General features: G+C 58.7%; 20 protein-coding genes. 13 read left to right on the top strand and 7 right to left on the bottom strand.

Features of this window, described 5'->3' with window-relative positions; translation table 11 throughout:
* The 4 genes from BK659_RS19575 to idi are packed head-to-tail and all read right to left on the bottom strand — an operon-like array spanning window position 1 to window position 4,483.
* Window positions 1-960, bottom strand: a complete 960-nt coding sequence (locus BK659_RS19575) for an SAM-dependent methyltransferase (RefSeq protein ID WP_123426620.1) — start codon at window positions 958-960, stop codon at window positions 1-3.
* A 25-nt stretch (window positions 961-985) separates the two neighbouring features.
* Window positions 986-2,911: a 1-deoxy-D-xylulose-5-phosphate synthase gene (gene dxs, locus BK659_RS19570; protein WP_123426619.1), complete on the bottom strand. Its 1,926-nt coding sequence runs from the start codon at window positions 2,909-2,911 to the stop codon at window positions 986-988.
* A 42-nt stretch (window positions 2,912-2,953) separates the two neighbouring features.
* Window positions 2,954-3,877: a polyprenyl synthetase family protein gene (locus BK659_RS19565; RefSeq protein ID WP_185015420.1), complete on the bottom strand. Its 924-nt coding sequence runs from the start codon at window positions 3,875-3,877 to the stop codon at window positions 2,954-2,956.
* A 60-nt stretch (window positions 3,878-3,937) separates the two neighbouring features.
* Window positions 3,938-4,483 (bottom strand): isopentenyl-diphosphate Delta-isomerase, encoded by a 546-nt coding sequence (gene idi / locus BK659_RS19560; RefSeq protein WP_123426617.1) that lies wholly within the window; start codon window positions 4,481-4,483, stop codon window positions 3,938-3,940.
* 498 nt (window positions 4,484-4,981) lie between these two features.
* On the opposite strand from idi, the gene BK659_RS19555 reads away from it, so the two are divergent.
* From BK659_RS19555 to BK659_RS19525, 7 genes are all read left to right on the top strand, one after another.
* Window positions 4,982-5,410, top strand: coding sequence for a hypothetical protein (locus BK659_RS19555; protein WP_123426616.1), 429 nt, complete (start codon window positions 4,982-4,984; stop codon window positions 5,408-5,410).
* 184 nt (window positions 5,411-5,594) lie between these two features.
* Window positions 5,595-6,767 (top strand): MFS transporter, encoded by a 1,173-nt coding sequence (locus BK659_RS19550; RefSeq protein WP_123426615.1) that lies wholly within the window; start codon window positions 5,595-5,597, stop codon window positions 6,765-6,767.
* Window positions 6,768-7,074: 307 nt separating this feature from the next.
* A complete protein-coding gene (locus BK659_RS19545) occupies window positions 7,075-7,809 on the top strand; it encodes a thioesterase II family protein (protein ID WP_123426614.1) in 735 nt (244 codons plus the stop codon).
* Window positions 7,810-8,336: 527 nt separating this feature from the next.
* A complete protein-coding gene (gene mgtA, locus BK659_RS19540; protein WP_123426613.1) occupies window positions 8,337-11,102 on the top strand; it encodes a magnesium-translocating P-type ATPase in 2,766 nt (921 codons plus the stop codon).
* A 184-nt stretch (window positions 11,103-11,286) separates the two neighbouring features.
* Window positions 11,287-11,721, top strand: coding sequence for an ANTAR domain-containing protein (locus tag BK659_RS19535; RefSeq protein WP_123426612.1), 435 nt, complete (start codon window positions 11,287-11,289; stop codon window positions 11,719-11,721).
* Window positions 11,722-11,870: 149 nt separating this feature from the next.
* The gene (locus BK659_RS19530; RefSeq protein WP_123426611.1) at window positions 11,871-12,518 is read left to right on the top strand and encodes a response regulator transcription factor; all 648 of its coding nucleotides are present in this window, start codon (window positions 11,871-11,873) and stop codon (window positions 12,516-12,518) included.
* Complete coding sequence (locus BK659_RS19525) at window positions 12,519-15,764, top strand: transporter substrate-binding domain-containing protein (RefSeq protein WP_123426610.1); 3,246 nt, start codon at window positions 12,519-12,521, stop codon at window positions 15,762-15,764.
* A gap of 10 nt (window positions 15,765-15,774) precedes the next feature.
* Here BK659_RS19525 and dkgB read toward each other — a convergent pair whose 3' ends face one another.
* Together dkgB and BK659_RS19515 are read right to left on the bottom strand one after the other, a co-directional pair.
* Window positions 15,775-16,578 carry a 2,5-didehydrogluconate reductase DkgB gene (dkgB, locus tag BK659_RS19520; protein ID WP_123426609.1) on the bottom strand — a complete coding sequence of 268 codons (804 nt, stop codon included), beginning with the start codon at window positions 16,576-16,578 and terminating at the stop codon, window positions 15,775-15,777.
* Window positions 16,579-16,752: 174 nt separating this feature from the next.
* Window positions 16,753-17,658, bottom strand: a complete 906-nt coding sequence (locus BK659_RS19515) for a LysR substrate-binding domain-containing protein (protein ID WP_123426608.1) — start codon at window positions 17,656-17,658, stop codon at window positions 16,753-16,755.
* A 108-nt stretch (window positions 17,659-17,766) separates the two neighbouring features.
* Here BK659_RS19515 and BK659_RS19510 point away from each other — a divergent pair, with 108 nt between their 5' ends.
* The 4 genes from BK659_RS19510 (at window position 17,767) to BK659_RS19495 (ending at window position 21,775) form a co-directional block, all read left to right on the top strand.
* The gene (locus BK659_RS19510) at window positions 17,767-18,633 is read left to right on the top strand and encodes a pirin family protein (RefSeq protein ID WP_123426607.1); all 867 of its coding nucleotides are present in this window, start codon (window positions 17,767-17,769) and stop codon (window positions 18,631-18,633) included.
* Window positions 18,634-18,727: 94 nt separating this feature from the next.
* Window positions 18,728-19,411 (top strand): isochorismatase family protein, encoded by a 684-nt coding sequence (locus BK659_RS19505; RefSeq protein ID WP_123426606.1) that lies wholly within the window; start codon window positions 18,728-18,730, stop codon window positions 19,409-19,411.
* Between the two features lie 57 nt (window positions 19,412-19,468).
* The gene (ycaC, locus tag BK659_RS19500; RefSeq protein ID WP_123426605.1) at window positions 19,469-20,095 is read left to right on the top strand and encodes an isochorismate family cysteine hydrolase YcaC; all 627 of its coding nucleotides are present in this window, start codon (window positions 19,469-19,471) and stop codon (window positions 20,093-20,095) included.
* A 243-nt stretch (window positions 20,096-20,338) separates the two neighbouring features.
* A complete protein-coding gene (locus tag BK659_RS19495; RefSeq protein WP_123426604.1) occupies window positions 20,339-21,775 on the top strand; it encodes a mechanosensitive ion channel family protein in 1,437 nt (478 codons plus the stop codon).
* A 285-nt stretch (window positions 21,776-22,060) separates the two neighbouring features.
* Here BK659_RS19495 and BK659_RS19485 read toward each other — a convergent pair whose 3' ends face one another.
* A complete protein-coding gene (locus BK659_RS19485) occupies window positions 22,061-22,441 on the bottom strand; it encodes a DUF6124 family protein (protein WP_123426602.1) in 381 nt (126 codons plus the stop codon).
* A 685-nt stretch (window positions 22,442-23,126) separates the two neighbouring features.
* On the opposite strand from BK659_RS19485, the gene BK659_RS19480 reads away from it, so the two are divergent.
* Entirely contained in the window at window positions 23,127-23,567 is a 441-nt protein-coding gene (locus tag BK659_RS19480; RefSeq protein ID WP_123426601.1) for a carboxymuconolactone decarboxylase family protein, read from the top strand.
* Window positions 23,568-23,895: 328 nt separating this feature from the next.
* Window positions 23,896-24,330 carry a hypothetical protein gene (locus BK659_RS19475; RefSeq protein ID WP_123426600.1) on the top strand — a complete coding sequence of 145 codons (435 nt, stop codon included), beginning with the start codon at window positions 23,896-23,898 and terminating at the stop codon, window positions 24,328-24,330.
* The last annotated feature ends 31 nt before the right edge of the window (window positions 24,331-24,361 follow it).

Here is a 24,361-nt window from a genome sequence, read left to right as displayed (position 1 = left end):
TCAGGATTTTTTGCTTGGCTTCTTCACAACCACGCTATACGTCGAAACCTTGTTCTTAAGCAGCGCCACCGACCAGTTCTCCGCCAGCACCCGCAGCTCTTCCAACGCACCCGTCACCCCATGAGGGAACAACTCCTTGTTCTCGATATTGGCTTTTGAATCCATCAACCAACGCGCGACATCGATATTGGCGGGCAATACGCGCATGTCGTGGGTGGTGAAACCACTCTGTTCCAGGACTTCCCGAAAATACTCCGGTGATTTGCGGTGTTTGCAGGCGAGGCGGTCGACTTCGTCCGGGGTGTCGGGGGTATACACCTCGAGAGGGGTGTTGTAGAGGTTGTCCGAGATGACCACCACACCACCTTCGCGCACGCGGGGGGCGAGGGCGCGCATGGTGGTTTCGTAGAGTTCGTCGGGGAAGTGCGAGATCACGCCGCGAATGATCACCAGGTCGTAGGGCTCATCGGCGTCCGGCAGCAGTTCGATATCCTTGGCGTTGCACAGGTAGAGGTTGATGCGGTCGGACAACCCTTGCTCGGCATGGAATTTCGCGCAGTACTCCAGTTGTCGGCGGCTGACGTTGACCCCGTCCAGGCGTTGGCATTCAGGGAAGCGTTCCGCCAGGTATTTGAGGATGTAGCCCCAGCCGCAACCGATGTCGAGGATGCGTTTGATCGGTGGGCGATTCGGTTCTTCGAGGCCGGCGATTTTCAGTTGCCGTTCGAAGTAGCGGATACCGGATTCGTCGAGGCTGATGGGCGGTGTCGAACGTGGATCGTCGTAGACACCGAACTGAAACAGGATGTAATTGCCGATTGCCTTGCGCCAGTCCTCAGGGCTGTCACCGTAGGTGTACACGACCTTCTCCTGATAACTGTCGACGCTTGAACCCTGAATGATTTGATAGGGCAGTCGGGTTTCGTCAACGAGGGTGTTCTTTTTAGGTTGGCTGCTCATGACTCTCTCCTTGTGAATGTTCACTTCATGCTCTTGCGCGCAACGACGCGGGGGGTGTTGGACTTTCGATCAGCTGGTTGTCCAGGCTGCGCTCGATCAGAAAACGCTGGATCGATGCGGTGATTCCGCTGGCATCAAGGCCGCAAGCGCTGAGCATTTGCTCGGGGGAACCGTGCTCGATGAACTGGTCGGCAAAGCCCAGTTGCAACACGAGCCGGGAGAGGCCAGTGGTGATCAGGTGCTCAAGGCAGGCCGAGCCGACGCCGCCCATGACGCAGCCTTCTTCGACGGTCACCAACACGTCGTGGCTGCGGGCGAGTTGTTCGATCAGTGCCCCGTCGAGCGGTTTGATAAAGCGCATGTTGGCGACGCTTGCATCCAGGGTTTCAGCCGATTCCAGCGCAGGGAGCAGCATCGAACCGAAGGCCAGGATTGCGATGCGGCAACCCTTGGCTTGGCTCGAGGTGCGGCGAACTTCGCCTTTGCCCAAGGGCACTCTCGTCAGCTGTTGCAGCGGCGCTTGACCGCTGCCGACACCCCGCGGATAGCGCACGGCGGTTGGGCCGTCATGCAGCAGGGCGGTGTGCAGCAGTTGCCGGCATTCGTTTTCGTCGGCGGGTGCCATGACCGTCAGGTTCGGCACGCAGCGCAGGTAAGCAATGTCGAAGGCGCCGGTGTGGGTGGCGCCATCGGCACCGACAATGCCGGCTCGGTCGATGGCGAACAGCACCGGCAGATTCTGGATCGCGATGTCATGGATCAGTTGGTCATAGGCCCGTTGCAGGAAGGTCGAGTAGATCGCCACCACCGGCTTGAGGCCTTCGGCGGCCAACCCGGCGGCGAAGGTCAGGGCGTGTTGCTCGGCGATGCCGACGTCGAAGTAGCGCTCAGGGAAGCGCTGCTCGAACTCCACCAGCCCGGAACCTTCGCGCATGGCCGGGGTGATGGCGACGACGCGCGGGTCACTTTCCGCTTCATCGCACAGCCATTGGCCGAACACCTGGGTGTACGTTTGCTTGCTGGCAGGCGTTGGAAGAATGCCCTGTACCGGATTGAATTTCCCTGGTCCGTGGTACGTCACCGGGTCGGTGGCGGCCGGCGTATAACCGTGACCTTTTTGAGTGACGATGTGCAGTAGTTGTGGCCCGCGCAGACTTTGCATCGCTTGCAGCGCGTGGACCAATGCGTCGAGGTCGTGACCATCAACGGGACCGGAATAGTTGAATCCCATGGCTTCGAACAATGTGGCCGGCGCAACCAGCCCTTTGAGGTGCGCCTCGGTTTTATGAACCAGTTCGTGGACGACCGGAACATCACGCAATAGGCGTTTGAGACGTTCCTTGGTCGAGATCGCGCAGCGATTGGTCGTCAGTTTACCCAGGTAATGACGCAGCGCGCCGACGGCTGGCGAGATCGACATGTCGTTGTCATTGAGGATCACCAGCAACGGCAGATCCTTGTAGAGCCCGGCATTATTCATCGCTTCGAACGCCATGCCACCGGTCAGTGCGCCATCGCCGATCACCGCAATGCAGTGGCGCTGCTCGGCCTTGTTCCGGGCTGCCAGTGCCATGCCCAGCGCCGCCGAAATCGAGGTGCTGGAGTGGGCGGTACCAAACGCGTCGTAGGGCGACTCGCTGCGCCGCGGGAATCCGGAAATTCCACCCAGCTGACGAATGTTTGCCATGGCGTCGCGACGCCCGGTGAGGATCTTGTGGGCATAGGCCTGATGACCGACGTCCCAGACAATCCGGTCCCTGGGGGTGTCGAACACGTAGTGCAAGGCGATGCTCAGCTCGACGGTGCCCAGATTCGCCGAGAGGTGGCCGCCGGAGCCCGAAACGCTATGCAGGATGAACGCCCGCAGTTCGTCTGCCAGTGGGGCCAGCGCACCGGTATGCAGAGCCCGCAGGTCAACCGGGCTGTCGATAGTGTTGAGCAACTCGAACATGCTGGACTCCTTCTTTGAGCGTTATCCGGATGGCCGTGGATTTCAGTGCGCGCGCTTCATAATCAGGTCCGCGAGACCGTGCAACCAGGTCGCTGCGGCACCAACTGGTTCCAGCGAGTCGTGGGCCTGCTCGACCAGTTGCTGCGCCAGTTGCCTGGCCGGATCCAGGCCCATGATCGAGACGTAGGTGGGTTTACGGTCGCGGGCATCCTTGCCGGCGGTTTTGCCCAGGGTGGCGGTGTCCATGGTTGCGTCGAGAATGTCGTCGACGACCTGGAAGGCCAGGCCGCTGGCGGCTGAGTAGTGATCGAGGGCTTGTAGATCAAACGACAGGCTTTGCGCGCATAACGCGCCCATGCGCACGGATGCCTGGATCAATGCACCGGTTTTCATCCGGTGCATCTGCTCAAGCCGGGTGCGGTTCAGTTCAACGCCAATGCTGGTCAAATCAATCATCTGACCGCCAGCCATGCCATATGAACCTACGGCCATTGCCAGCTCGCCCATCAACAACGCCTGACGCTCGGCCGATATCGGTGTCTCGCGCAAGGTGATGAACGCCTGTGCCTGCAAGGCATCACCCACCAGAATGGCGGTGGCTTCGTCGTACTGCTTGTGCACGGTGGGCCGACCGCGACGCAAGTCGTCATCGTCCATGGCCGGCAAGTCATCGTGGACCAGTGAATACACGTGCATCATTTCCAGGGCCGCGGCCACAACCTCAAGCGCTAGTGGATCTGCTCCGGCGGCAAACCCTGCGGCATGACACAGCAGTGGGCGAACGCGTTTGCCCCCGCCAAGTACGGCGTAGCGCATGGCTTCATGCAGGCGTGCCGATGTTGTGCTGCTGGTGGGTAATGTGCGTTCCAGAGCCTTTTCAGTGCGCTGCACAACGGCCTGTTTCCAGGCGTCGAAGGTTTCGCCTGAACGTGGCTGGGCGGTTGCTGGCAAAGACGTTGCCGACATCATGTGGACGCTGCTGTTCATGGCTGATCTCTTGTGAAAATCTGGACGGAGCAACTGTGCTCAGCGGTGGCTATGCGCGAGTTCTTTCCACCGGCGCACCCCGGCCGGCCCGACCTGCTCGAAGATCCGGCGAAACCAGATGCTGAAGGTTTCAGGGGTTGCCGCGATGCGTCCCGGAATCTCGGAGAGCTTCAGCCATTGCCAGCTATGGGCTTCCTCGGGATTGGCAATCGGCGGCGTGCGGCTGATACCGGCGAATACGTGGTCGTATTCATGCTCTATGAGCTGGTTCGACACGCGTTCGTGGTAGAGCAGGGTAGAGACCGGCGTCAGGTTGCAGGTGAGCCCCATCTCTTCGCGCAGCCGGCGTTTGGCTGCGGCGCGGGTCCGTTCACCCTGGCGTGGGTGTCCGCAGCAAGCGTTGGTCCACAGGCCTTGAGAGTGGTATTTGCCCAGGGCACGTTGTTGCAACAGTACTCGACCATTGCCATCGAAAATGAAGATCGAGAATGCCCGGTGCAGAAGACCCTGTTGATGGACACGCAACTTCGGTGCAGTGCCGATTTCACGATCGTCTGGATCAACAAGTATCAAAGTTTCTTCCATGGTCAAACTCCATTGGGTCTTCGCTACGGGGCGTTATTGTGGAGCGGATGACTGTGTGGGTTTAGTTTTGTTTGTATATGGGTCGGAAATTTAGTTGGGTTTTTAATATGTGCAAGTATTTTTTATGTTTTTAATTGGGTGGGTTGTTAGTTGTACTTTTATATTTATTTTGTATAGTTATTTAGAGAAAACCTTTAGGTCTATACGGTCTAGTCAATATAGCTAATGCTCATGGGTCAGAAACTTGTAAAGTCGTGGCTGTTTGCTATCTTCGAGGCCGAAGGCTCAAGATCAGTGTTCTTTTTGCAGGCAGTGGGCGGTGGTGATGAGTTGCGCAAAGTTCTCTGCTCATGTTTTAGCGCCGGAGAGAGGAGGGTTTGACCGCGCTCTGTCAGCGGATGAATAAACGGTAATTGGGGGGTTGATAGGCTCAGTTGAGTTTTTTATAGGGGATCAGATGATTTTTTATTCGGGTGAATAAGTCAGGGGTGAAAGCTTATGGCGCAGCGCCTATTGGTTATCGACTCGACCGGCTCTAGGGGGGGCAGTGCTTTAGAGACGGTCGCGCGCAATTCGGATATATTCGTTGTGTTTGCGCTCAGTGCGCATTGCAATATGCAAAAACTATTTGAACAATGTTTAAGGTTTGAGCCAACGTTGGCCATTGTCAGTGAGCCGCATCACGCCATTGAACTTCAGGCTCATCTGCAAACCACGCGACTGCGGACCGAGGTTCAGTGCGGTGTTGCAGCGTTATGCGCAGCGGCCGGTGCGCCTGAGTGCGACATGGTGATGGGCACTGAAGGCGCGGCGGGGCTTTCAGCGGTGATGAGTGCTGCGCGGGCGGCCAGGAAAATCCTGCTGCTCAATAAGGACGCGTTGATGATGTCAACCCGAATAGCGCCTGAGGCCGTTAGCGCCCGCTGAAAGAGTCTTTGCCTTCAGCAGAATCAGCCACGACTCGCATTCCTCTTAAAAGCAACTCCAACCCCTGCAATGCCTCCCTCAACCTTTCACCGGGCTCATGACTCTCCCTCGAATCGGCAATTTCCGATTTTACAGGCGGGCGCTTTATGGCAAGTTGCACACCCCAGCAGAGGATGGACCCCCGATGGCAAACCCTTATCGAGCGCTGTTCAACGCCCCCGGCAGCCGCGCCTTTGTGCTGGCGGGGATGGTTGCGCGCATGCCGATTTCGATGACGGGCATAGGCCTGATCACCATGCTCTCGCAATTGCAGGGCGGTTACGCGTTGGCCGGATCAGTGGCGGCAACCTTTGCCTTGGCCACGGCGTTTTGTGCGCCACAGGTGTCGCGCATGGTCGACCGTTTTGGTCAGCGCCGGGTGCTGCCGATCTCTGCTTTGGTCGGCGGTGGCGCGCTGTTGTTGCTGTTGATTTGTACAAGATTACAAGCGCCGAACTGGACGCTGTTTGTGTTCGCCGCGCTGGCCGGTTGCATGCCGAGCATGTCAGCGATGGTCCGTGCCCGCTGGACCGAGCTGTATCGCGGTCAGCCGCAGTTGCAAACCGCCTATGCCCTGGAGTCGGTGCTCGACGAGGTGTGTTTTATCGTCGGGCCGCCGCTGTCGGTGGGGCTGTGCGTGGTGGTGTTTCCCGAGGCCGGGCCGTTGGCGGCGTTGCTGATGTTGGCGATTGGAGTGACGGCGTTTGTATTGCAGCGCAGCACTGAGCCGCCGGTGCATCCGCATGACGCCGATCAGCCGGGCTCGGTGGTGGGTTCGACGGATATACGCCTGTTGATGCTGTTGATGGGCGCCATGGGCACTATCGTCGGGGTGGTGGACGTGGTCAGCGTGGCTTTCGCCCAACAGCAAGGCCAGCCGGCGGCGGCGAGTATCGTGCTGTCGGTGTATGCCATCGGTTCGTGCCTGGCCGGGTTGGCGTTTGGGGCGTTGAAATTCAACGTGCCGTTGCCTCGGCTGTTTCTGTACGGCGGGGTGGCAACGGCGCTGACCACGCTGCCGTTGCTGTGGGCGGGGAACATTCTCGGGTTGTCGCTGGCGGTGTTTGTCGCCGGGCTATCTTTTGCTCCGACGCTGATTGTCGCCATGGGTCTGGTGGAACGCATTGTGCCGCCGGCCAAACTCACGGAAGGCCTGACCTGGCTGATCACCGGTTTGAGCATTGGCGTGGCCATCGGCGCGGCGGGTTCCGGCTGGCTGGTGGATGCTTTCGGCGCACGCAGCGGGTTCTGGTTGTCGATTGCGGCGGGGGCCGTGGTGCTGGGTTCGGCTGTTCAGAGTTATCGCCGGCTCAGGTGAGCGATACAATTTGGCGATGAACTGCAGCGATGGGGTAAACCCTAATGCCAGACAGTTAAGAAATTCGGGGGCGACACATGACCCGTAGCAGCTGCCGAAGGCTGCGTTCGACCGCGAGGCGGTCGTAAAATCATGTAATGCGGTCTTCCAGTAATCCGTGTATGCCGAATTTGCGACGGCTACGCCGCCGAACGCAGCCTTCGGCAGCTGCTACGGGGCGTCCCGCGCCAATTCGCGTGAATCGGCGACTAATTTGTGTTGTGCGTCATCCGTATTATTTACAGATAACTTGAGTGAGGGGAATGCGGTGGCCCGGCTGACACTGCTGTGCCTGCCCTATTCGGGCGCCAGCGCCATGGTCTACAGCCGCTGGCGGCGCAAGCTGCCGGAATGGGTGCAGGTCAAACCGGTGGAGCTGCCGGGGCGGGGCGCACGATTTGACGAGCCCTTGCAGACCGACATGCGCGAACTGGCGATGCAACTGGCCAGGGAGCAACGTTCGTCCTTGAAAACGCCTTATGCGTTATTTGGTCATAGCCTCGGGGCCTTGCTGGCGTGTGAAATGGCCCACGCTTTTCGGGTGCTGGGCGCGCCGGAACCGGTGGCGCTGTTCGCTTCCGGAACGGCTGCGCCGACGATGCGTTCGGACTACGACCGGGGCTTTTCCGAGCCCAAGTCCGACGTCCAATTGATCGAGCAATTGCGCAGCCTGAGTGGCACCAGCGAAGAAGTGCTGGCCAATGAAGAACTGATGAATTTGACCTTGCCGATCCTGCGGGCGGATTTTTTGCTGTGCGGGCGTTTTCAGCCTCTTGAGCGACCACGACTCAAATGCCCGGTGCACGTGTTCGGTGGCAAGGCCGACCGGGCCAGCACCGAACAATTGATTGGCTGGAGCAAGGAAACCCAAGGGAGTTTCTCGGTGGACATGCTGGCCGGCGGGCACTTTTTCATTCATGAACATGAAGCCCAAGTGCTGCGGGCGATCAAGGGCCATCTGGAGGTTCATCATCGTCGGCATGCGATGGTCGTCGTCGGTTAATCATCGTTTTTATAAAGATCGCAACCACGCGTAGGAGCTGCCGAAGGCTGCGATCTTTTTCCTGTTTCATGCCCTGAAAACACTCAACCTGAACCCTTCCTGAAGAACTTCCGATTTCATCCGGCGAAAATTGTTTCAAGGTTTACGCGCTTAAAGGTGCGGCGTAAGCTGCGCGCGTTTTCATCAATAGCGGAGGCCCACAGTGGGTACTTGTTCGAGTGACAGTAGTCGGCCGGTTACGGTAACCGGCATATTCTCGGCAAGATAACGCGCAGTTTCCTGTGCTGTTGTCTCGCCAGAAAGCGAGCAGCGGCATCCCGATCGTGGCCAGTCCTGGCCCGAGTCCCGACGTCCTCTCAACGACACTGAACAGTGCGTGATGCCGACTTTTACGTCGTCATTGCAGCCTATCGACGCGCCTGTCTTTTTGACGGGCGGGCCGGATCCGCTTTGCCTGTTTTACGGCAAGGCACGAGGTCGGCCGTACCTGCTTGTGGGTTTCCCGGCTGATCCTTGGGGGAACTGCCATGAACCTTACCCTGCTGAAAGAATTCTTCGCGGGCTTCCTGCGGACCCGGCACATTGCCCGGCACTTCCGTCGACTCGCGTTGCTGGAAAGCTTTACCGACGCCAAGGTCGACCGCGACGTACCGCCCACCCTGGCGCAAACCCTGGTGGCCGCCGCCAACAGCGACACCGGCAGCCTGCTGGAAAACCTCGGCAGCCACAGCGACGGCCTGAGCGAAAGCGAGGCCGAGGCACTGCGTGAGCAGTTCGGCCTCAACGAAGTCGAGCACGAGCAGCCGCTGCCGTGGTGGACTCACCTGTGGCACTGCTACAAAAATCCTTTCAACCTGCTGTTGACCTTGCTGGCTGTGATCTCCTGGCTGACCGACGACCTGAAGGCCGCCACGGTGATTTTCTCGATGGTGGTGCTCTCGACCCTGTTGCGCTTCTGGCAGGAGGCCAAGTCGAACAAGGCCGCCGATGCGCTCAAGGCGATGGTGAGTAACACCGCGACGGTGATGCGCCGCGACTTCAGCGCCGAGCCCGCGACCGTGTTTGGCAAACTCTATGGTGCGGCGGTCCGGGTCAAAGGTGCGCAGCGCATTGAGCTGCCGATCAAGCAACTGGTGCCGGGCGACCTGATCGTGCTTTCGGCCGGCGACATGATTCCCGCCGATTGCCGGGTGCTCAGTGCCAAGGACCTGTTCGTCAGCCAGGCGGCAATGACCGGTGAATCGATGCCGGTGGAAAAATTTCCGCGCCAGCAGGACAGCGACACCAGCAACCCGCTGGACCTCGACAACATTCTGTTCATGGGCACCAACGTGGTGTCGGGCGCGGCCACCGCAGCGATTCTGACCACCGGCAACAACACCTATTTTGGCGCGCTGGCCCAACGTGTCGGCGCCACCGATCGTGCGCCAACGTCGTTCCAGACCGGGGTCAACAAAGTCAGCTGGCTGTTGATCCGGTTCATGTTCGTGATGGCGCCGCTGGTGCTGTTCATCAACGGCTTCACCAAGGGTGACTGGATGCAGGCGCTGTTGTTCGCGCTGTCCATTGCCGTGGGCCTGACCCCGGAAATGTTGCCGATGATCGTCACCTCGACCCTGGCCAAGGGCGCGGTGTTTCTGTCGCGCAAAAAAGTCATCGTCAAGCGCCTCGACGCGATCCAGAACTTTGGCGCGATGGACGTGCTCTGCACTGACAAGACCGGCACCCTGACCCAGGACAAAATCTTCCTGGCACGGCATGTCGACGTCTGGGGTGAAGAGTCCGAAGACGTGCTGGAAATGGCTTACCTGAACAGCTACTACCAGACCGGGCTGAAAAACCTGCTGGACGTGGCGGTGCTCGAACACGTTGAGGTGTATCGCGAGTTGCAGGTAGGCACCGCGTTCCGCAAGGTCGATGAAATCCCGTTCGACTTCAATCGCCGGCGCATGTCGGTGGTAGTGGCCGAGCAAGACCAACCGCATCTGCTGATCTGCAAAGGCGCGGTGGAGGAAGTGTTGGCGGTGTGCAACCGCGTGCGTCACGGCGAGGCCGAGGAAGCGCTGAGCGATGAGTTGCTGGCACGGATTCGTCAGGTCACTGCCGAGCTCAACGAAGAAGGTTTGCGCGTCGTCGCGGTGGCCGCGCGGTCAATGCCGGCCGGGCGCGACACTTACAGCCTGGGCGATGAACAGGAACTGACGCTGATCGGCTACGTGGCGTTCCTCGATCCGCCGAAAGAAAGCACCGCGCCTGCGCTCAAGGCGCTGGCCGCCCATGGTGTGGCGGTAAAAGTGCTGACTGGCGACAACGAACTGGTCACCGCGAAAATCTGCCGTGAAGTGGGTCTGGAGCAACAAGGCCTGTTGATGGGCAACGACATCGAACGCATGAGCGATGCCGAGTTGGCGGTGGCGGTAGAGACCACCAATGTTTTCGCCAAACTGACGCCGACGCACAAGGAACGCATCGTTCGTCTGCTCAAGGCCAACGGGCACGTAGTCGGTTTCATGGGCGACGGGATCAACGACGCACCGGCGCTGCGTACCGCTGACATCGGCATTTCGGTGGACAGCGCGGTGGATATCGCCAAGGAAGCGGCCGACATCATCCTGTTGGAAAAGAGCCTGATGGTGCTGGAGGAGGGCGTGCTGGAAGGCCGCCGGACCTTCGCCAACATGCTCAAGTACATCAAAATGACTGCCAGCTCGAACTTCGGCAACGTGTTTTCGGTGTTGGTGGCCAGTGCATTTATCCCGTTCCTGCCTATGCTGCCTATGCACCTGTTGGTGCAGAACCTGCTGTATGACATTTCGCAGATCGCCATCCCGTTCGATAACGTCGACGACGAGATGCTGAGAAAACCACAACGCTGGCAGCCGGCCGATGTCGGGCGCTTCATGATCTTCTTTGGGCCGATCAGTTCGGTGTTCGATCTATTGACGTTCGCCTTGATGTGGTATGTGTTTGATGCCAACACCCCGGACCATCAAACCCTGTTCCAGTCGGGCTGGTTCGTGGTCGGGTTGCTGACCCAGACGCTGATCGTGCACATGATCCGCACGCCGAAGATTCCGTTCCTGCAAAGCCGTGCAGCCATGCCGCTGCTGGTGATGACCGGAATCATCATGGCGGTGGGGATCTTCCTGCCAATGGGGCCGCTGGCGCATTACTTCAAATTGCAGGCGTTGCCGTCGCTGTACTTTGTGTTCCTGCCGGTGATCCTGCTGGCGTACATGGCGCTGACCCAGGCGGTGAAAGGCTTCTACATCCGCCGGTTTGGCTGGCAATAATGTTGCCGGTGCAGGAGCAAGGGCCGCCAGTGTCATCGGCATCACAACAAAAAAATTAAAAGTAGATGGAACTGTTTCTTTCAGAAAGGTCCTACAGAAATACCGCGGCATTGCCCTTAGTCTCAGGCGCTCTTGATAAGGGTGGGCGCAAACGGCCGCACCGTCATTGCAGGGTCAATCTACTATGCCGAATAAATCGTTACGTATCCTGATCGCCGATGAGCAGCATTTTCATCGCATGAAAATCGAGCGCAACCTGAACCAGCTCGGTTATTTCCGGATCGCTCCCGTGCACTCCCTTGCAGAGCTGCTCAGTGTTGTCGAATACGGCTGTGAGCCGTTTGATCTGGTCATCATCAATGCAACCTTGTTTACCGGGACCGGCCTCGACCCAGTGGCCTTCTGCCAGGACAACCAGCAAATCCGCCATACGTTGATCTACGATGCCCAGAAAGCCGGACTGCCCGCGTTGTTCGCCGTCCAGCGGCACAACGTTCGGATCAGCCAGGCTCGCGTACCGGACCAGGAAACCCTCGAAGGTCTGATGAGTCGCGTCGATATGCCGATTCACGGTTCCCAGCGTGGACACGCCCGGCAGCAGGGCGGTTTGCGCGCCTGAGCCACACGACCGTTCGTCTGAACTGTCAATTCTGACAGGTAGTTTCGCTCCGTTTTTCGTGCAACAGTCTTTGCGCAGCCGTTGTGTCAGCCTTGGCAAATGCCATGGGCGGTACGCCGGGATTTTGAGGCGTTTCTACAGGAGTTGCCATGAGTTCAGCGCTGATCGTGGACGATCATCCGGTTATTCGGGCCGCCGTCAAAATGGTGCTTGGGGCCCTCAGGGACTCCAGCGACAGGGTGATGTTCAAGACCATTCTGGAGTCATCCGACGGTGCAGAGGCCCTGCAAACGATCCTCGCCCAGTCACCAGACCTGGTGGTGCTGGATCTGAATATTCCCAGGCTTGGCGGGCTGGAATTGCTCAGTCGTCTACAGCGCGATCAATCACCTTCTCGGGTTGTGGTCTTCACTTCCTATGAGCCCAGGTTTTATGTCGACCGCTGCATGAGAACCGGGGCCTTGGGCTTCGTCTCGAAAACCAATGACCTGCAAGAGCTGCGTAAAGCCGTTCAGGCGTTGATGTCCGCTTACACCTATTTCCCTCGGCTGGACAGCAGCTCAGTGAGCCTGGACCCGCTGCAGCTCAACGAACTGCAGATGATCGAGAAACTCTCCGATCGCGAACTGACCATCTTTCGATATCTGGCGCTTGGCTTTGGCAACACGGAAATCGCCAATGTCATGAATTTAAGCCACAAGACCGTCAGCACCTACAAAACCCGTCTGATCGCAAAGCTCAATGTGAAGTCCTTGGTTCATCTGGTGGATTTCGCCAAGCGCAATCAGCTGATCTGAATGCACATGAGCCTGCGCATATGGCTGATTGCCCTGACGTTGCTCAGCACCTTCTGGTCGCTGGACAGCTTCGCCGCAAAACCACAGCTGCTGAAACTGCAGGGGCGTTCGGCCGTCGACGGTTACCGGGTCGAGCTGGAAGAGACCGATTGGCGCTGGCTGCGCGAACAGGGCAGCTTGCGACTGGGCGCTTCGGCACCCGATTACGCGCCGTTCGAGGTGACGATCAACGACGCGTATCTGGAAGGCATCACTGCTGATTTTGCGCTCTTGCTCAGCCAGTTACTGCACATCAAGGTCGAGGTGAAACGTTACCCGTCCCGGGGGGCAGTGATTGCCGCATTGAAGCAGGGGAACGTCGATCTGCTGGGCACCGCCAACGACTTTGAAGCGGCCGATCCGCAGTTGCTGATGTCACGGGCCTATGCCGAAGACGCACCGGCGCTGGTCGCCCGTACGGGCGACAGCGCCAGGCTGACAGCGGACCTTTCGGGTCTGCGGGTGGCGATGCTCGATCATTACTTGCGACCCGAAGCGGTCGAAGCGGTTTACCCCCAGGCCCGTCTGCAACTGTACCCCTCGACATTGAGTGCCATCGGCGCCGTGGCTTTTGGCGGGGCTGATGCCTACCTTGGCGACTCCATCAGTGCCAGCTACCTGATCAATAACAGTTACCTGAACAATGTGCAGTTGGCGGGGTTCGCCCGGCTGGACATTAACGCGTTCGGATTTGCAGTGAGTGCTGACACTCCTCGATTGCGGCGCATTGTCGATGCAGCTTTGGCGGCGATTCCCGTGCAAGAGCGCATGACCATTCTGCGCCGCTGGAGTGCCGGCAGCAGTTTCAGCAGTGTGCAACGCTTGCAATTGAGTGCCAGCGAACAACGCTGGCTGGATAGCCATCGGTCAGTCAGGGTCGGGGTCATCGACAATTTTGCACCGTTGTCTTTTTATGACGATAAAGGTGAGTTCAGAGGCCTCAGCGCCCAGGTCCTGGACCGGATCAGCCTGTATACCGGGCTGAAGTTCGAGCTCGTGCGCGGCAATTCGTTGTATCAACAAATAGAGCAGGTCAAACAAGGCGGGCTCGACCTGCTGGCAGTGATTACCCCGAGCACCGAGCGTCAGGCAGAACTGCGTTTCACTCGACCGTATCTGATCAATCCCTTTGTCCTGGTCAGTGCCGGCGGGGCTCGGGATCCGGCGACGCTGGACGACATGACCGGCAAGCGACTGGCAATCTACAGCGGCCACGCGCTGCGCGAGGCCATTCTTGCGCGAGTTCCCGGTGTGCGCTTCGTTGATGTGCAAACCCCGGCCCAAGGCATGGAGCTGGTCATCAAGGGTCAAGCCGATGCGGCGTTAAGTTCGTTGATCATTGCGCGCTACCTGATCGCTCGGGAGCACCGCCACGCTCTGGCGATCACCAGTACGGTCGGCACTGAACCGGCGCATATCAGCTTTGCGACCAACCGCGGAGCCCTTGAACTCTACTCAATCCTCAATAAAGCCCTGTTAAGCATTCCCCCTGAGGAAATGGACGAGTTGGCCAACCGCTGGCGCAACGAACTGCCGCTGGATGACAGCTACTGGTCGCGTCACCGCACTACCATCATTCAGGGGTTTGCGGCCGCAGGACTGCTGTTGCTGTTGGCGCTGGGCTGGATTGCCTACCAGCGCAGCCTGATCCGCAAGCGTCAGCAATTACTGCAGCAAGTGCAGCAAGCCCGGGATGCTGCAGACGATGCCAATCGGGCCAAAACTACTTTCCTGGCAACCATGAGTCATGAAATCCGTACGCCGATGAATGCGCTGATCGGCATGCTTGAACTGGCAATGAAGCGTGCCGAGGAGGGTGTTACCGACCGTTTTGCGATTGAGGTCGCGTCGAATGCAGCGCAGCAGTTGCTGGAGTTGATCGGCGATATTCTGGATATCTCGCGGATCGAATCGGGGCATTTGTCCCTGGCCCCGGAACGGGCGAATCTGTGGGCCTTGGTCGAGTCGGTGAGCAAGGTATTCGAAGGTCTGGCGCGGCAAAAGAACCTGCTCTGGCAGGTCGAGCTGGATGCCCGAAGTCACTGCGAGGTACTGATCGACCCCATGCGTTTCAAGCAGATCGTTTCCAACCTGCTGAGCAACGCGATCAAGTTCACCCGCACCGGATACATTCGCCTGACGTTGCGAGTCGAGCCCGGCACGGCGCACGGGCACCTGAGCATCAACGTGCGTATCGAGGACAGCGGGATCGGCATCAGCAGTGCTGACCAGCAGCGGCTGTTCAGTCCGTTTGTTCAGGCCGCCAATAGCGCACAGGATGGCCGCAGTGGCTCAGGGCTGGGCCTGGTCATCAGCCGTTCGCTGTGCGAGATGATGGGCGGGCGATTGCAATTGAGCAGTGTGCTGGGCACTGGCACCCAGATCGATATCAGCCTCGATGTGCCGGAACTGCAGCCGCTGGCCGAGCTGCCGACAGTCGACACTGCGCCGACAGAGCAGGGCTGCTCGTTGAACATTCTGGTGGTTGACGACTACCCGGCCAATCGCCTGTTGCTGTCACAACAACTGGAGTATCTGGGGCACCGTGTTCTTGTTGCCAACGACGGTGAACAGGGGCTGGAATATTGGCGTGAGGATTCCTTCGACGTAGTGATCAGCGATTGCAACATGCCGAACCTCAGCGGTTACGAGTTGGCGGGGGCGATTCGCGACGAGGAGCGGGCCAACGGCTACAAGCCCAGCCTGATTCTCGGCTTCACCGCAAACGCCCAACCTGAAGAAAAGATCCACTGCATGGAAGCGGGGATGGACGATTGCCTGTTCAAGCCCATCAGCCTGCACGATCTGAATGCCCGGTTGGCCGGCAGAGTAGCGAATACGAGTGCGCTGACGCAGGGCGAAACGTCGCCGGCCGCCGGTGCCGAGATCGACCTCGGCAGTCTTGAACAACTGGCCGGAGACAACCGCAGTCTGATCAATAATCTGCTGGCTGACCTGGCCAGCAGTAACGCCGAGGACCTGGCACGTTTGCAGGACTTTTACCGCCAACGTGATCGCATGGGTTTGCGTGACCTGGCTCATCGGATCAAGGGCGGCGCGCAGATGGTCAAGGCGCAACGCCTGGTCCGTTGTTGCGAGCAGTTGGAGGTCGCGTGCGGTCATCGCGACCACACGTTGTTGAGCCAGGCGGTGCAGGCCTTGCAAGACGCCATGGAGCGTTTGGCTCTGCACCTGGCGCAACGCTGAGCGGTTCTGCTCAATCCCAGTCGGGAGCGATACCCTTCGGGCTGGTCAGGCGCTGGCCGCGTTCAAGTCCGGCGATCAGCGCCATGTCCGCAGCGCTCAACGTCAGGTCGCGGGCGGCCAGGTTGCTGTCGAGGTTGGCTCGTCGGGTTGACGACGGAATCACCGCGTAACCCAGTTGCATGGCCCAGGCCAGTGTGACTTGCGCCGCAGTTGCCCGATGCCGTTCGGCGATCTGTTGGATGAGCGGATCTTTCAGGACTTCGCCATAGGCCAGGGTCATGTAAGAGGTGATCTGAATGCCTTGGCGCTGGGCGAACTCAACCACCTTGTGGTTTTGCAGGTAAGGGTGCAGCTCAACCTGATTGGTCGCGATGTTGTGCGCGCCGACCGCGTCGATGGCTTGTTGCATGAGGTCGACGGTGAAGTTCGACACCCCGATCTGCCGGGTCAGGCCCAGCGCTTTTGCTTCAAGCAGGGCGCCCATGAACTCGTGCACCGGCACCTGGTTTTCCGGTGACGGCCAGTGGATCAGCGTCAGGTCGAGGTAGTCGGTTTTCAGTTTGTGCAGGCTGTCTTTCAGGCTGGCGATCAGCTGGTCTTTGGCAAAATTGGCGACCCAGATCTTGCTGGTGATGAACAGTTCTTCGCGGGCAATGCCACTGGCGGCGATGGCCTGGCCGATATCGGCTTCGTTGTCGTAGATCTGCGCGGTATCGATCACCCGGTAACCGAGTTCAAGGCCAGTGCTCACCGAATCGATGACCACCTGGCCTTGCAGGCGAAAAGTACCGAGGCCGAAAGCGGGAACAGACATGTGTGACTCCAGGGGTTGTGACGGGAATGGCCACGAGTATCCCGGTCTGCATCCTTGAGAAAAACCGCTGTATCGGCAAAGCACTCTTTACTCAAAGTCACGAATCATAGAAGCAGCTTCAAGCTTCAAGCTTCAAGCTTCTTGCCGCTTGTAACTTCAAACTTGCAGCTGCTACTAGGCAATATCGCTTTGGCTGAACTCCTCACCCAGAAAGTCGATCAGCGTTCGCACCGACGGCAGCAAACCACGGCGCGAAGGGAAGATGGCATGGACGATCCCGCACTTGGGTGCCCAGCCCGGCACCAGTTCGACCAGTCGGCCAGCGGCCAGATCCTCGCGCACCACCACCGCGGGCAAGTGGGCGATACCAAGACCGGCCAGCACCGCCTGGCGCAGGGCGATCAGGTCGTCGGTCACCAGCCGTGGATGATGGCGAATGACTGCACTGGCGGCATCCGGGCCGAACAGTTCCCACTGGTATTCACGTTGCGCGGCGCCCCAGTGCAGGCTCGGCAAGCCACTGAGGTCGGCGGGCAAGGCGGGTGACGACAAACGTTCGAGAAAGGCCGGGCAGCCCACCAGGCTTTGGGTGCTGTTGCCCAGTACTTTCATCACCAGGTCGGTGTTTTCCAGGGGCGGAAAGCGCACCCGCAGGGCAATGTCGAAACCTTCGTGGATCACGTCCACACGACGGTTGGTGCTCTCGATGAACAACTCCACCAACGGGTACTTGAGCATGTAGCGCGTCAGCATCGGCCCGACCCAGGAATTAAGCAGCGCCGTCGGACAACTGATGCGTACCAGCCCTTGAGGCTCGGAGCGGTTGCGCTCGATCAGTTCCGCGGCGCTTTCGGCTTCCACGCGCATGGCCAGGCAACGCTGGTAGTAGGCCTGGCCAATGTCAGTAAGCGAACAATGCCGACTGGTGCGATGGATCAGCCGTACACCGAGGCGTTCTTCGAGCTGGGAAATCCGTCGACTGAGTTTCGACTTGGGCATGTCCAGCGCGCGTCCGGCAGCGGCGAAACCTCCGTGTTCGACCACTTGGGTGAAGTAGTAAAGGCTGTTCAGGTCTTCCACTGTCGTTCTCCAAATAGAACGCTAAGAGTGATTTTCGCAGTCTAGCGCATCAAAGGTGCCGGATTTAAGCTTTGTCCATGTTCTGACTCACCCACATTCGGAGGCACCATGAAAAACATCATCGGTATCTACACCAGTCCAAAAGCGCACTGGGTGGGCGACGGTTTCCCGGTTCGCACGCTGTTTTCCTACGACAACCTGGGCAAACACATCAGCCCGTTCCTGCTGCTCGACCATGCCGGCCCTGCTGAATTCACCCCGACCACGGCGCGTCGTGGTGTAGGCCAGCACCCGCATCGCGGTTTCGAAACTGTGACCATCGTTTACAAGGGCGAACTGGAGCACCGCGACTCCACCGGCAGCGGCGGCAAGATCGGCCCCGGCGACGTGCAATGGATGACCGCAGCGTCTGGAATTCTGCATGAAGAGTTTCACTCCGAAGCGTTCGCCAAGAGCGGCGGCACTCTGGAAATGGTCCAGCTGTGGGTCAACCTGCCGGCCAGGGACAAAATGGCCGATGCCGGTTACCAGACGATTCTCGACGGTGATATCCCAAGCATTGCCCTGAAGAACAAGGCCGGCAGCCTGCGCTTGATTGCCGGTGAGTTCGATGGCCTGCGGGGGCCTGCGAAGACCTTCACACCGATCGACGTCTGGGACATCCGCCTGAATGCCGGCAAGTTGCTGAACCTGGATCTGCACGAAGGTCGCAACACGGCGCTGGTGGTGTTGCGCGGCACGGTCCAGGTCAATGGCCTGGAACGGGTTCGCGAAGGGCAATTGGCATTGTTCGAGCGCACTGGCGACCAACTCAGTCTGGAAGCCAACAACGATGCGGTGGTGCTGCTGCTCAGCGGTGAACCGATCGACGAGCCGATTGTCGGTCACGGCCCGTTCGTGATGAACACCGAGCAAGAGATTCATCAGGCCTTCGCCGACTTCCAGTCCGGTCAGTTCGGCCGGATGCACGGTTAACAGCACTCACGTTTAAAACCCCGCTCTACACAGGATACGTAGGCCGGTTCACAGGCCAGGGATGGCTGTTGCCTGAAAGAAAGAGGAAACGCTCATGAGCACTATCAATGCGGCCAACTTCAACGGCCTGAAACCGACTATCGACCCCAACGACAGCGCACTGCTGTTGATCGACCACCAAAGCGGACTGTTCCAGATCGTCAAGGATATGGACGTCCCACAACTGCGCGCCAATGCCATCGCCCTGGCCAAGGCCGCGACCTTGCTGAAGATGCCGGTGATCACCACCGCTTCCGTACCGCAAGGGCCGAACGGACCGTTGATTCCGGAGATTCACCAAGAGGCGCCGCACGCTCAGTACGTGGCGCGCAAAGGTGAAATCAATGCCTGGGACAACCCGCAATTTCATGCGGCGGTCAAAGCCACCGGCAAGAAAACCCTGGTGATTGCCGGCACGTTGACCAGCGTTTGCCTGGCATTCCCGTCCATTGCGGCGGTGCACGAAGGCTACAAAGTGTTCGCGGTGGTCGATGCCTCCGGTAACCACTCGAAACTGGCCACTGATCTGACAATTGCCCGTTTGGCCCAGGCCGGGGTGGTGCCGATCGACATCATGGCTACGCTCTCTGAGCTGCAAGGTTCGTGGAACCGCCCGGACGCCGAGCAGTGGGCCGCTGTCTACGCCCAGGCCATGCCGCATTATCAATTGCTGATCGAGAGTTACCTCAAGGCCCAGCAAGTGGCGAATGAACACGAAGTGCTGGATTCCCAGCGCTAACCGAACAACCCCCACGCCGATTCCACTCGGCATCGATAAAAAGCGAGGACTACTGCAATGACTACCTCTTACAAACGTCTGGACAAAAACAACGCCGCCGTTCTGTTGGTCGATCATCAGGCTGGCCTGCTGTCGCTGGTACGCGATATCGAACCGGACAAGTTCAAGAACAACGTGCTGGCGCTGGCCGACCTGGCCAAGTACTTCAAACTGCCGACCATCCTCACCACCAGTTTCGAAACCGGCCCCAACGGCCCGCTGGTGCCGGAGCTCAAGGCACTGTTTCCAGAAGCGCCATACATTGCTCGCCCTGGCCAGATCAATGCCTGGGACAACGAAGACTTCGTCAAGGCGATCAAGGCCACCGGCAAGAAGCAACTGATCATCGCCGGTGTGGTAACCGAAGTTTGCGTAGCGTTCCCGGCGCTGTCGGCGCTGGCTGAAGGTTTTGAGGTGTTCGTGGTCACCGATGCTTCCGGTACCTTCAACGAACTCACCCGGCAGTCGGCCTGGGACCGCATGTCGTCCTCGGGCGCACAATTGATGACCTGGTTCGGCCTGGCGTGTGAGTTGCATCGCGACTGGCGCAACGACGTGGAAGGGCTGGCGACTTTGTTCTCCAACCACATTCCGGATTACCGCAACCTGATGACCAGCTACAACACCCTGACCAACAGCAAGTAACAATGATCGGGTGGCGTACACAGAATCTGTGTACGCCACCGCCCAACTGTGGGAGCGAGCTTGCTCGCGATGACGGTGGAACAGACACTTATACAGTGACTGTCAGACCGCTATCGCGAGCAAGCTCGCTCCCACATTGGTTTTGTGGTGTTTTGCAGGTTGCGTTCATCTCGCAATCAAACACTCCTACACTGTGCCCAATCTGTGCGATCTTCACGCCATTGGCTTTGCTGGAGTTGCTTGATGTTGTCACTTCTCACCGATCACCCAATGTTCTGCGCCCTGGCGCTGATTCTGGTCGACATCCTGCTGTGGCGGTTGATCAGTGTCAGTCACTGGCAGTTGGTCATGCGGCTGGTGATTTTTGCGTTGTTCAGCGCCGTGTTGTTCAACGAAGGCATGAACCCGATGGACGTGGCGCCCTGGCCGGAGAACGTGCCGCTGCATCTGGCCGCGACCGGATTGCAGATTGGTTGGTGGCTGTTTGGCGCGCGGACCCTGACGGTATTGCTCGGCACGGTGATGATGCAACGGGTCGGGCATACCGGCCGGCTATTGCAGGATTTGCTCGGCGCGGTGATTTTCCTGATCGCGATCATTGCGGCCCTGGCGTATGTGCTCGATCTGCCGGTCAAAGGTGTGCTCGCGACGTCCGGTGCCTTGGCGATCATCGTCGGCCTGGCATTGCAGAGTACCCTCAGCGATGTGTTTTCCGGCATCGTGCTCAACACCACCAAACCTTATCAACTGGATGACTGGATCTCCATCGACGGCACCGAAGGCCGGGTCACCGACATCGATTGGCGGGCCACGCGCTTGCAAACCTCACAGGGCAGCATGGCGGTGATTCCCAACTCATTGGCGGCCAAGGCCAAGATCATCAACTTCAGCCGGCCCAGCGACATATTCGGCATTACGATCAGCCTGCAATTGAGCCCCCATGCGCGCCCGCACACGGTGATCGAAGCGCTGGAGCGGGCGATGCAGGGTTGCCGGCCACTGCTCAGCAAACCGGCACCGAGCGTTTCCTTGAAAAGCTCCAGCGCCAGTGGTGTGGAGTACGAGATCATCGGGTTTGTATCGTCCATGGGGCAAAAGCGCGAAGTGCGCAATCTGCTGTTCGATCTGGCTTTCCGGCATTTGCGTGCATCGGGCGTGAGCTTGTTGTCGACCGCAGAAACTGCAACACCGCCAGGCGTCTCGCGGCCAAGGGCGTTGCTCGAAAGTTCGAGTATTTTTTCGACCTTGCGTCAGGAGGAGAAAGACACCTTCAGCCAGAACATGAAGCTCGTCACCTTCCGAGCCGGGGAAATGATCCTGCCGGCTGGCGAGGTCAGCGATCACCTGTTCATCATCGAGTCGGGCGTGGTGTCGGTAGCCTTGAGCCGTGGCGGCAACAAGTTCGAAGCCGGGCGCATGGGGCCGGGCGAGGTGATCGGTGAGGCCGGGATTCTCTCGGACAAATCGGTGCCAGCGGACTTTTCGGCCAAGACCTTCTGCACCCTGTACCGGATCGAAAAGGAATACCTCAAACCCTGCCTCGACGCCCGCCACGACATCAACGAAGCGATGCAAGCGTTGCTGGATTACCGCTTGCACACCGCACAAACCCTGACGCAGGAAGTGCCGAAGGTTGTCGAGAAGAAGGGCTTCTTGCAGTGGTTGCGTAGCCGTGCGTAGTTCGTTACGAGGCCTTCACAGTGTTCTCACTCGTGAGAGCAATCAAAAACCCGCCAGCCTTGCGAAAGGATGGCGGGTTTTGTGTGGTCTGTGCGTGCTACCGGCCTGTGGCGAGGGGGCAGCCCTAATGCCAGTCAGTTAAGTGAACACAAAGTTCGAAACAGCAAGGATCGAATGTGGGAGCGAGCTTGCTCGCGATAGCGGTGTGACAGTAACCATTGATGCTGAATGTAAAACCGTCATCGCGAGCAAGCTCGCTCCCACAAGGCCTCACGGCGTTGGCCGTTACTCCGGTGAATCCGGTGGATCGAGGTGGTCCAGTGCGCGATTCACCGTCAACTCGGCCAGGGAAATCATCTGTTGAATCGCCAGCGCGGTATTGCGCTTGGGGCCTTCGAGCTCAAACGCCAGATCGCTGGCCATGACATTCACCGAAGCGAGGGTTTCGCAGGCGTGGGCCAGCAGGGTTTCGCTGTCGACGTCGGGGGCGATGACGAAAATGCAGCCGGGGCGTCGGTCGGCTAACAATGCCTTGGTCTCGGGCAGCACCAGGTAGTGATCGAGTGCGCGGTGCGCGGCGGCGTGGAGTTCTTTCGAGTCGAGAGAGGCGTAGGGGGAAACGGGGTCGGTTTCTGTTTCGGGGGGATTTGGAGTTGGTTTGAACATTCTCGTGATTTCCTATTTGGAGCTACCACCGATTCGCTGCTAAACGAGGGTGGCGGCTGTACGCAGGTTAGCAGACCGGGAGGAATCACGAAAAACCGGCGCGCCCGAGGGCGCCCTGCGCACAGCCACCATAGAGTTCAGGGATAGGGAATACCTGATTTTCTGGAGTGCAGTGCACCTACGTGAAACCTCCGAGCTGCTAAACCCGATCGCTGATGGGCAGCGACAGGAGAACAATAGAAGCCAGGGCCAAGGTGCACAAGCCGGCGGATTCTGGCGCAGGTGTAGGTCGCTACGCAAGGTGTTGTAGCCTCTGATGGGCACTGCGTAGGCAAGCTTAAACACCCGTCGTAGCAGCTGCCGAGCCCGCGAGGCTGCGTTCGGCCGCGAAGCGGTCGTAAAATCATGCAACACGTTCATTCAGGTAAACCGCGTACACAGGGTTTGCGAGGACTGCGTCCTCGAACGCAGCCTCGCGGGCTCGGCAGCTGCTACGGTTGCTGTTACTCCGGTGGATCGAGGGGGGCCAGCGCGCGATTCATCGCCAACTTGGCCGGAGAAACGGTCGCGCCAAAAGACGGGCAGGCCGGTCATTGGCTACCTCGACTTCTGAATAATTGGCTATTTGTGCCAATGGCCAGTAGCGCTACCGTATGGCGCATCCCCACTTGCTACGGAGTTCACCATGCAATCTCGTGCCGATTTCTACACCGCCTCGCCGGATGCCCTTAAAGCCATGATCGCGCTGGAAACCGCGGTCTCCAAGCTGCCGCTGGAAAAGTCGCTGATCGAACTGGTCAAGCTGCGTGCTTCGCAGATCAACGGCTGCGCGTTCTGCATCGACATGCACACCGCCGATGCCATAAAGGACGGTGAAACTCCACGTCGCCTGTTCGCCGTTACCGCCTGGCGCGAAGCCCCGTTCTTCAGCGACCGCGAGCGTGCGGCCCTGGCCTGGACCGAATCCCTGACCCAGCTCAGCCTGACCCACGCCCCGGACGAAGACTACGAAATGGCCGCCGCGCAATTCACGCCCAAGGAAATGGTCGACCTCACCGTGGCGATTACCACTATCAACAGCTGGAATCGCCTGGCGGTGGGTTTCCGTAAAATGCCGCAGGCCTGATCCGCGATCAATGGGCGTCTGCTGACGGTGCGGCCGGTGGTTGCACCTTGCGCATCAAGGGCACCATCAGCGTCGCGATGATGAAACAGACCATGATCATCAGGAACACGTCGCAGAGAGGTTTCCACGGTGCAACTTGTGTGGACGCGTAACAAGGAGGTTGAGTTCTTTGTGAAAGACTCAGCCATTACCTAACCTGTAAGAGTACCAGCAGAAGTTAAGGGAAACATACTGTCAGACCTGACAGGTGTGCGCGATGATTTATACCGCTATAGTTTTTCAACTCCTGGATGGCCTATGGAGTGAGATCAACAGAAGGAGATAAGTCATGAGTGAAAACAATGCCAGTCAATTAGAAGTAATCATTAATGCAAGTGGTTCGTGTAAAGGCAACCTGGGGCCGTTAGGGTCGTTGGTGCCAGACGGAATTTCAATGGTGGAACGATCAGGCCTGCTAATTTTTGAGGCGAGCACAGGAAGTCCGGCGGTTAGGAGACAGACTGTAGTGTTTGAGTTACCGGGGAACATTCAAAGTGGTTCGCATGATCAATGGGCAAGATGGTTTGCTATCTATGTATATGACGGGGAACAAGTTAAATCTTGGCGTGGACTTGAGGGGGCTATTGATCTGGTGATAAATAGCAGCAAGCAAGAGTTTTCTGCAAGTCTTAAATATACGGTTGGTGCTCCTGATCAGTCTGAGTTCGAAGTGACCGTAGATTTAAGTATCTCGGGTTTCAATAAGCTCATTACCCCCTCCTGATCTAATAAATGACCTGTGGAGGTCTCGGCGA

Source organism: Pseudomonas brassicacearum (assembly GCF_003732225.1).
GTDB lineage: Bacteria > Pseudomonadota > Gammaproteobacteria > Pseudomonadales > Pseudomonadaceae > Aquipseudomonas > Aquipseudomonas brassicacearum_E.
Note: the sequence above shows the minus strand (reverse complement) of the source record. Positions and strands in the feature narration are given on the sequence as shown.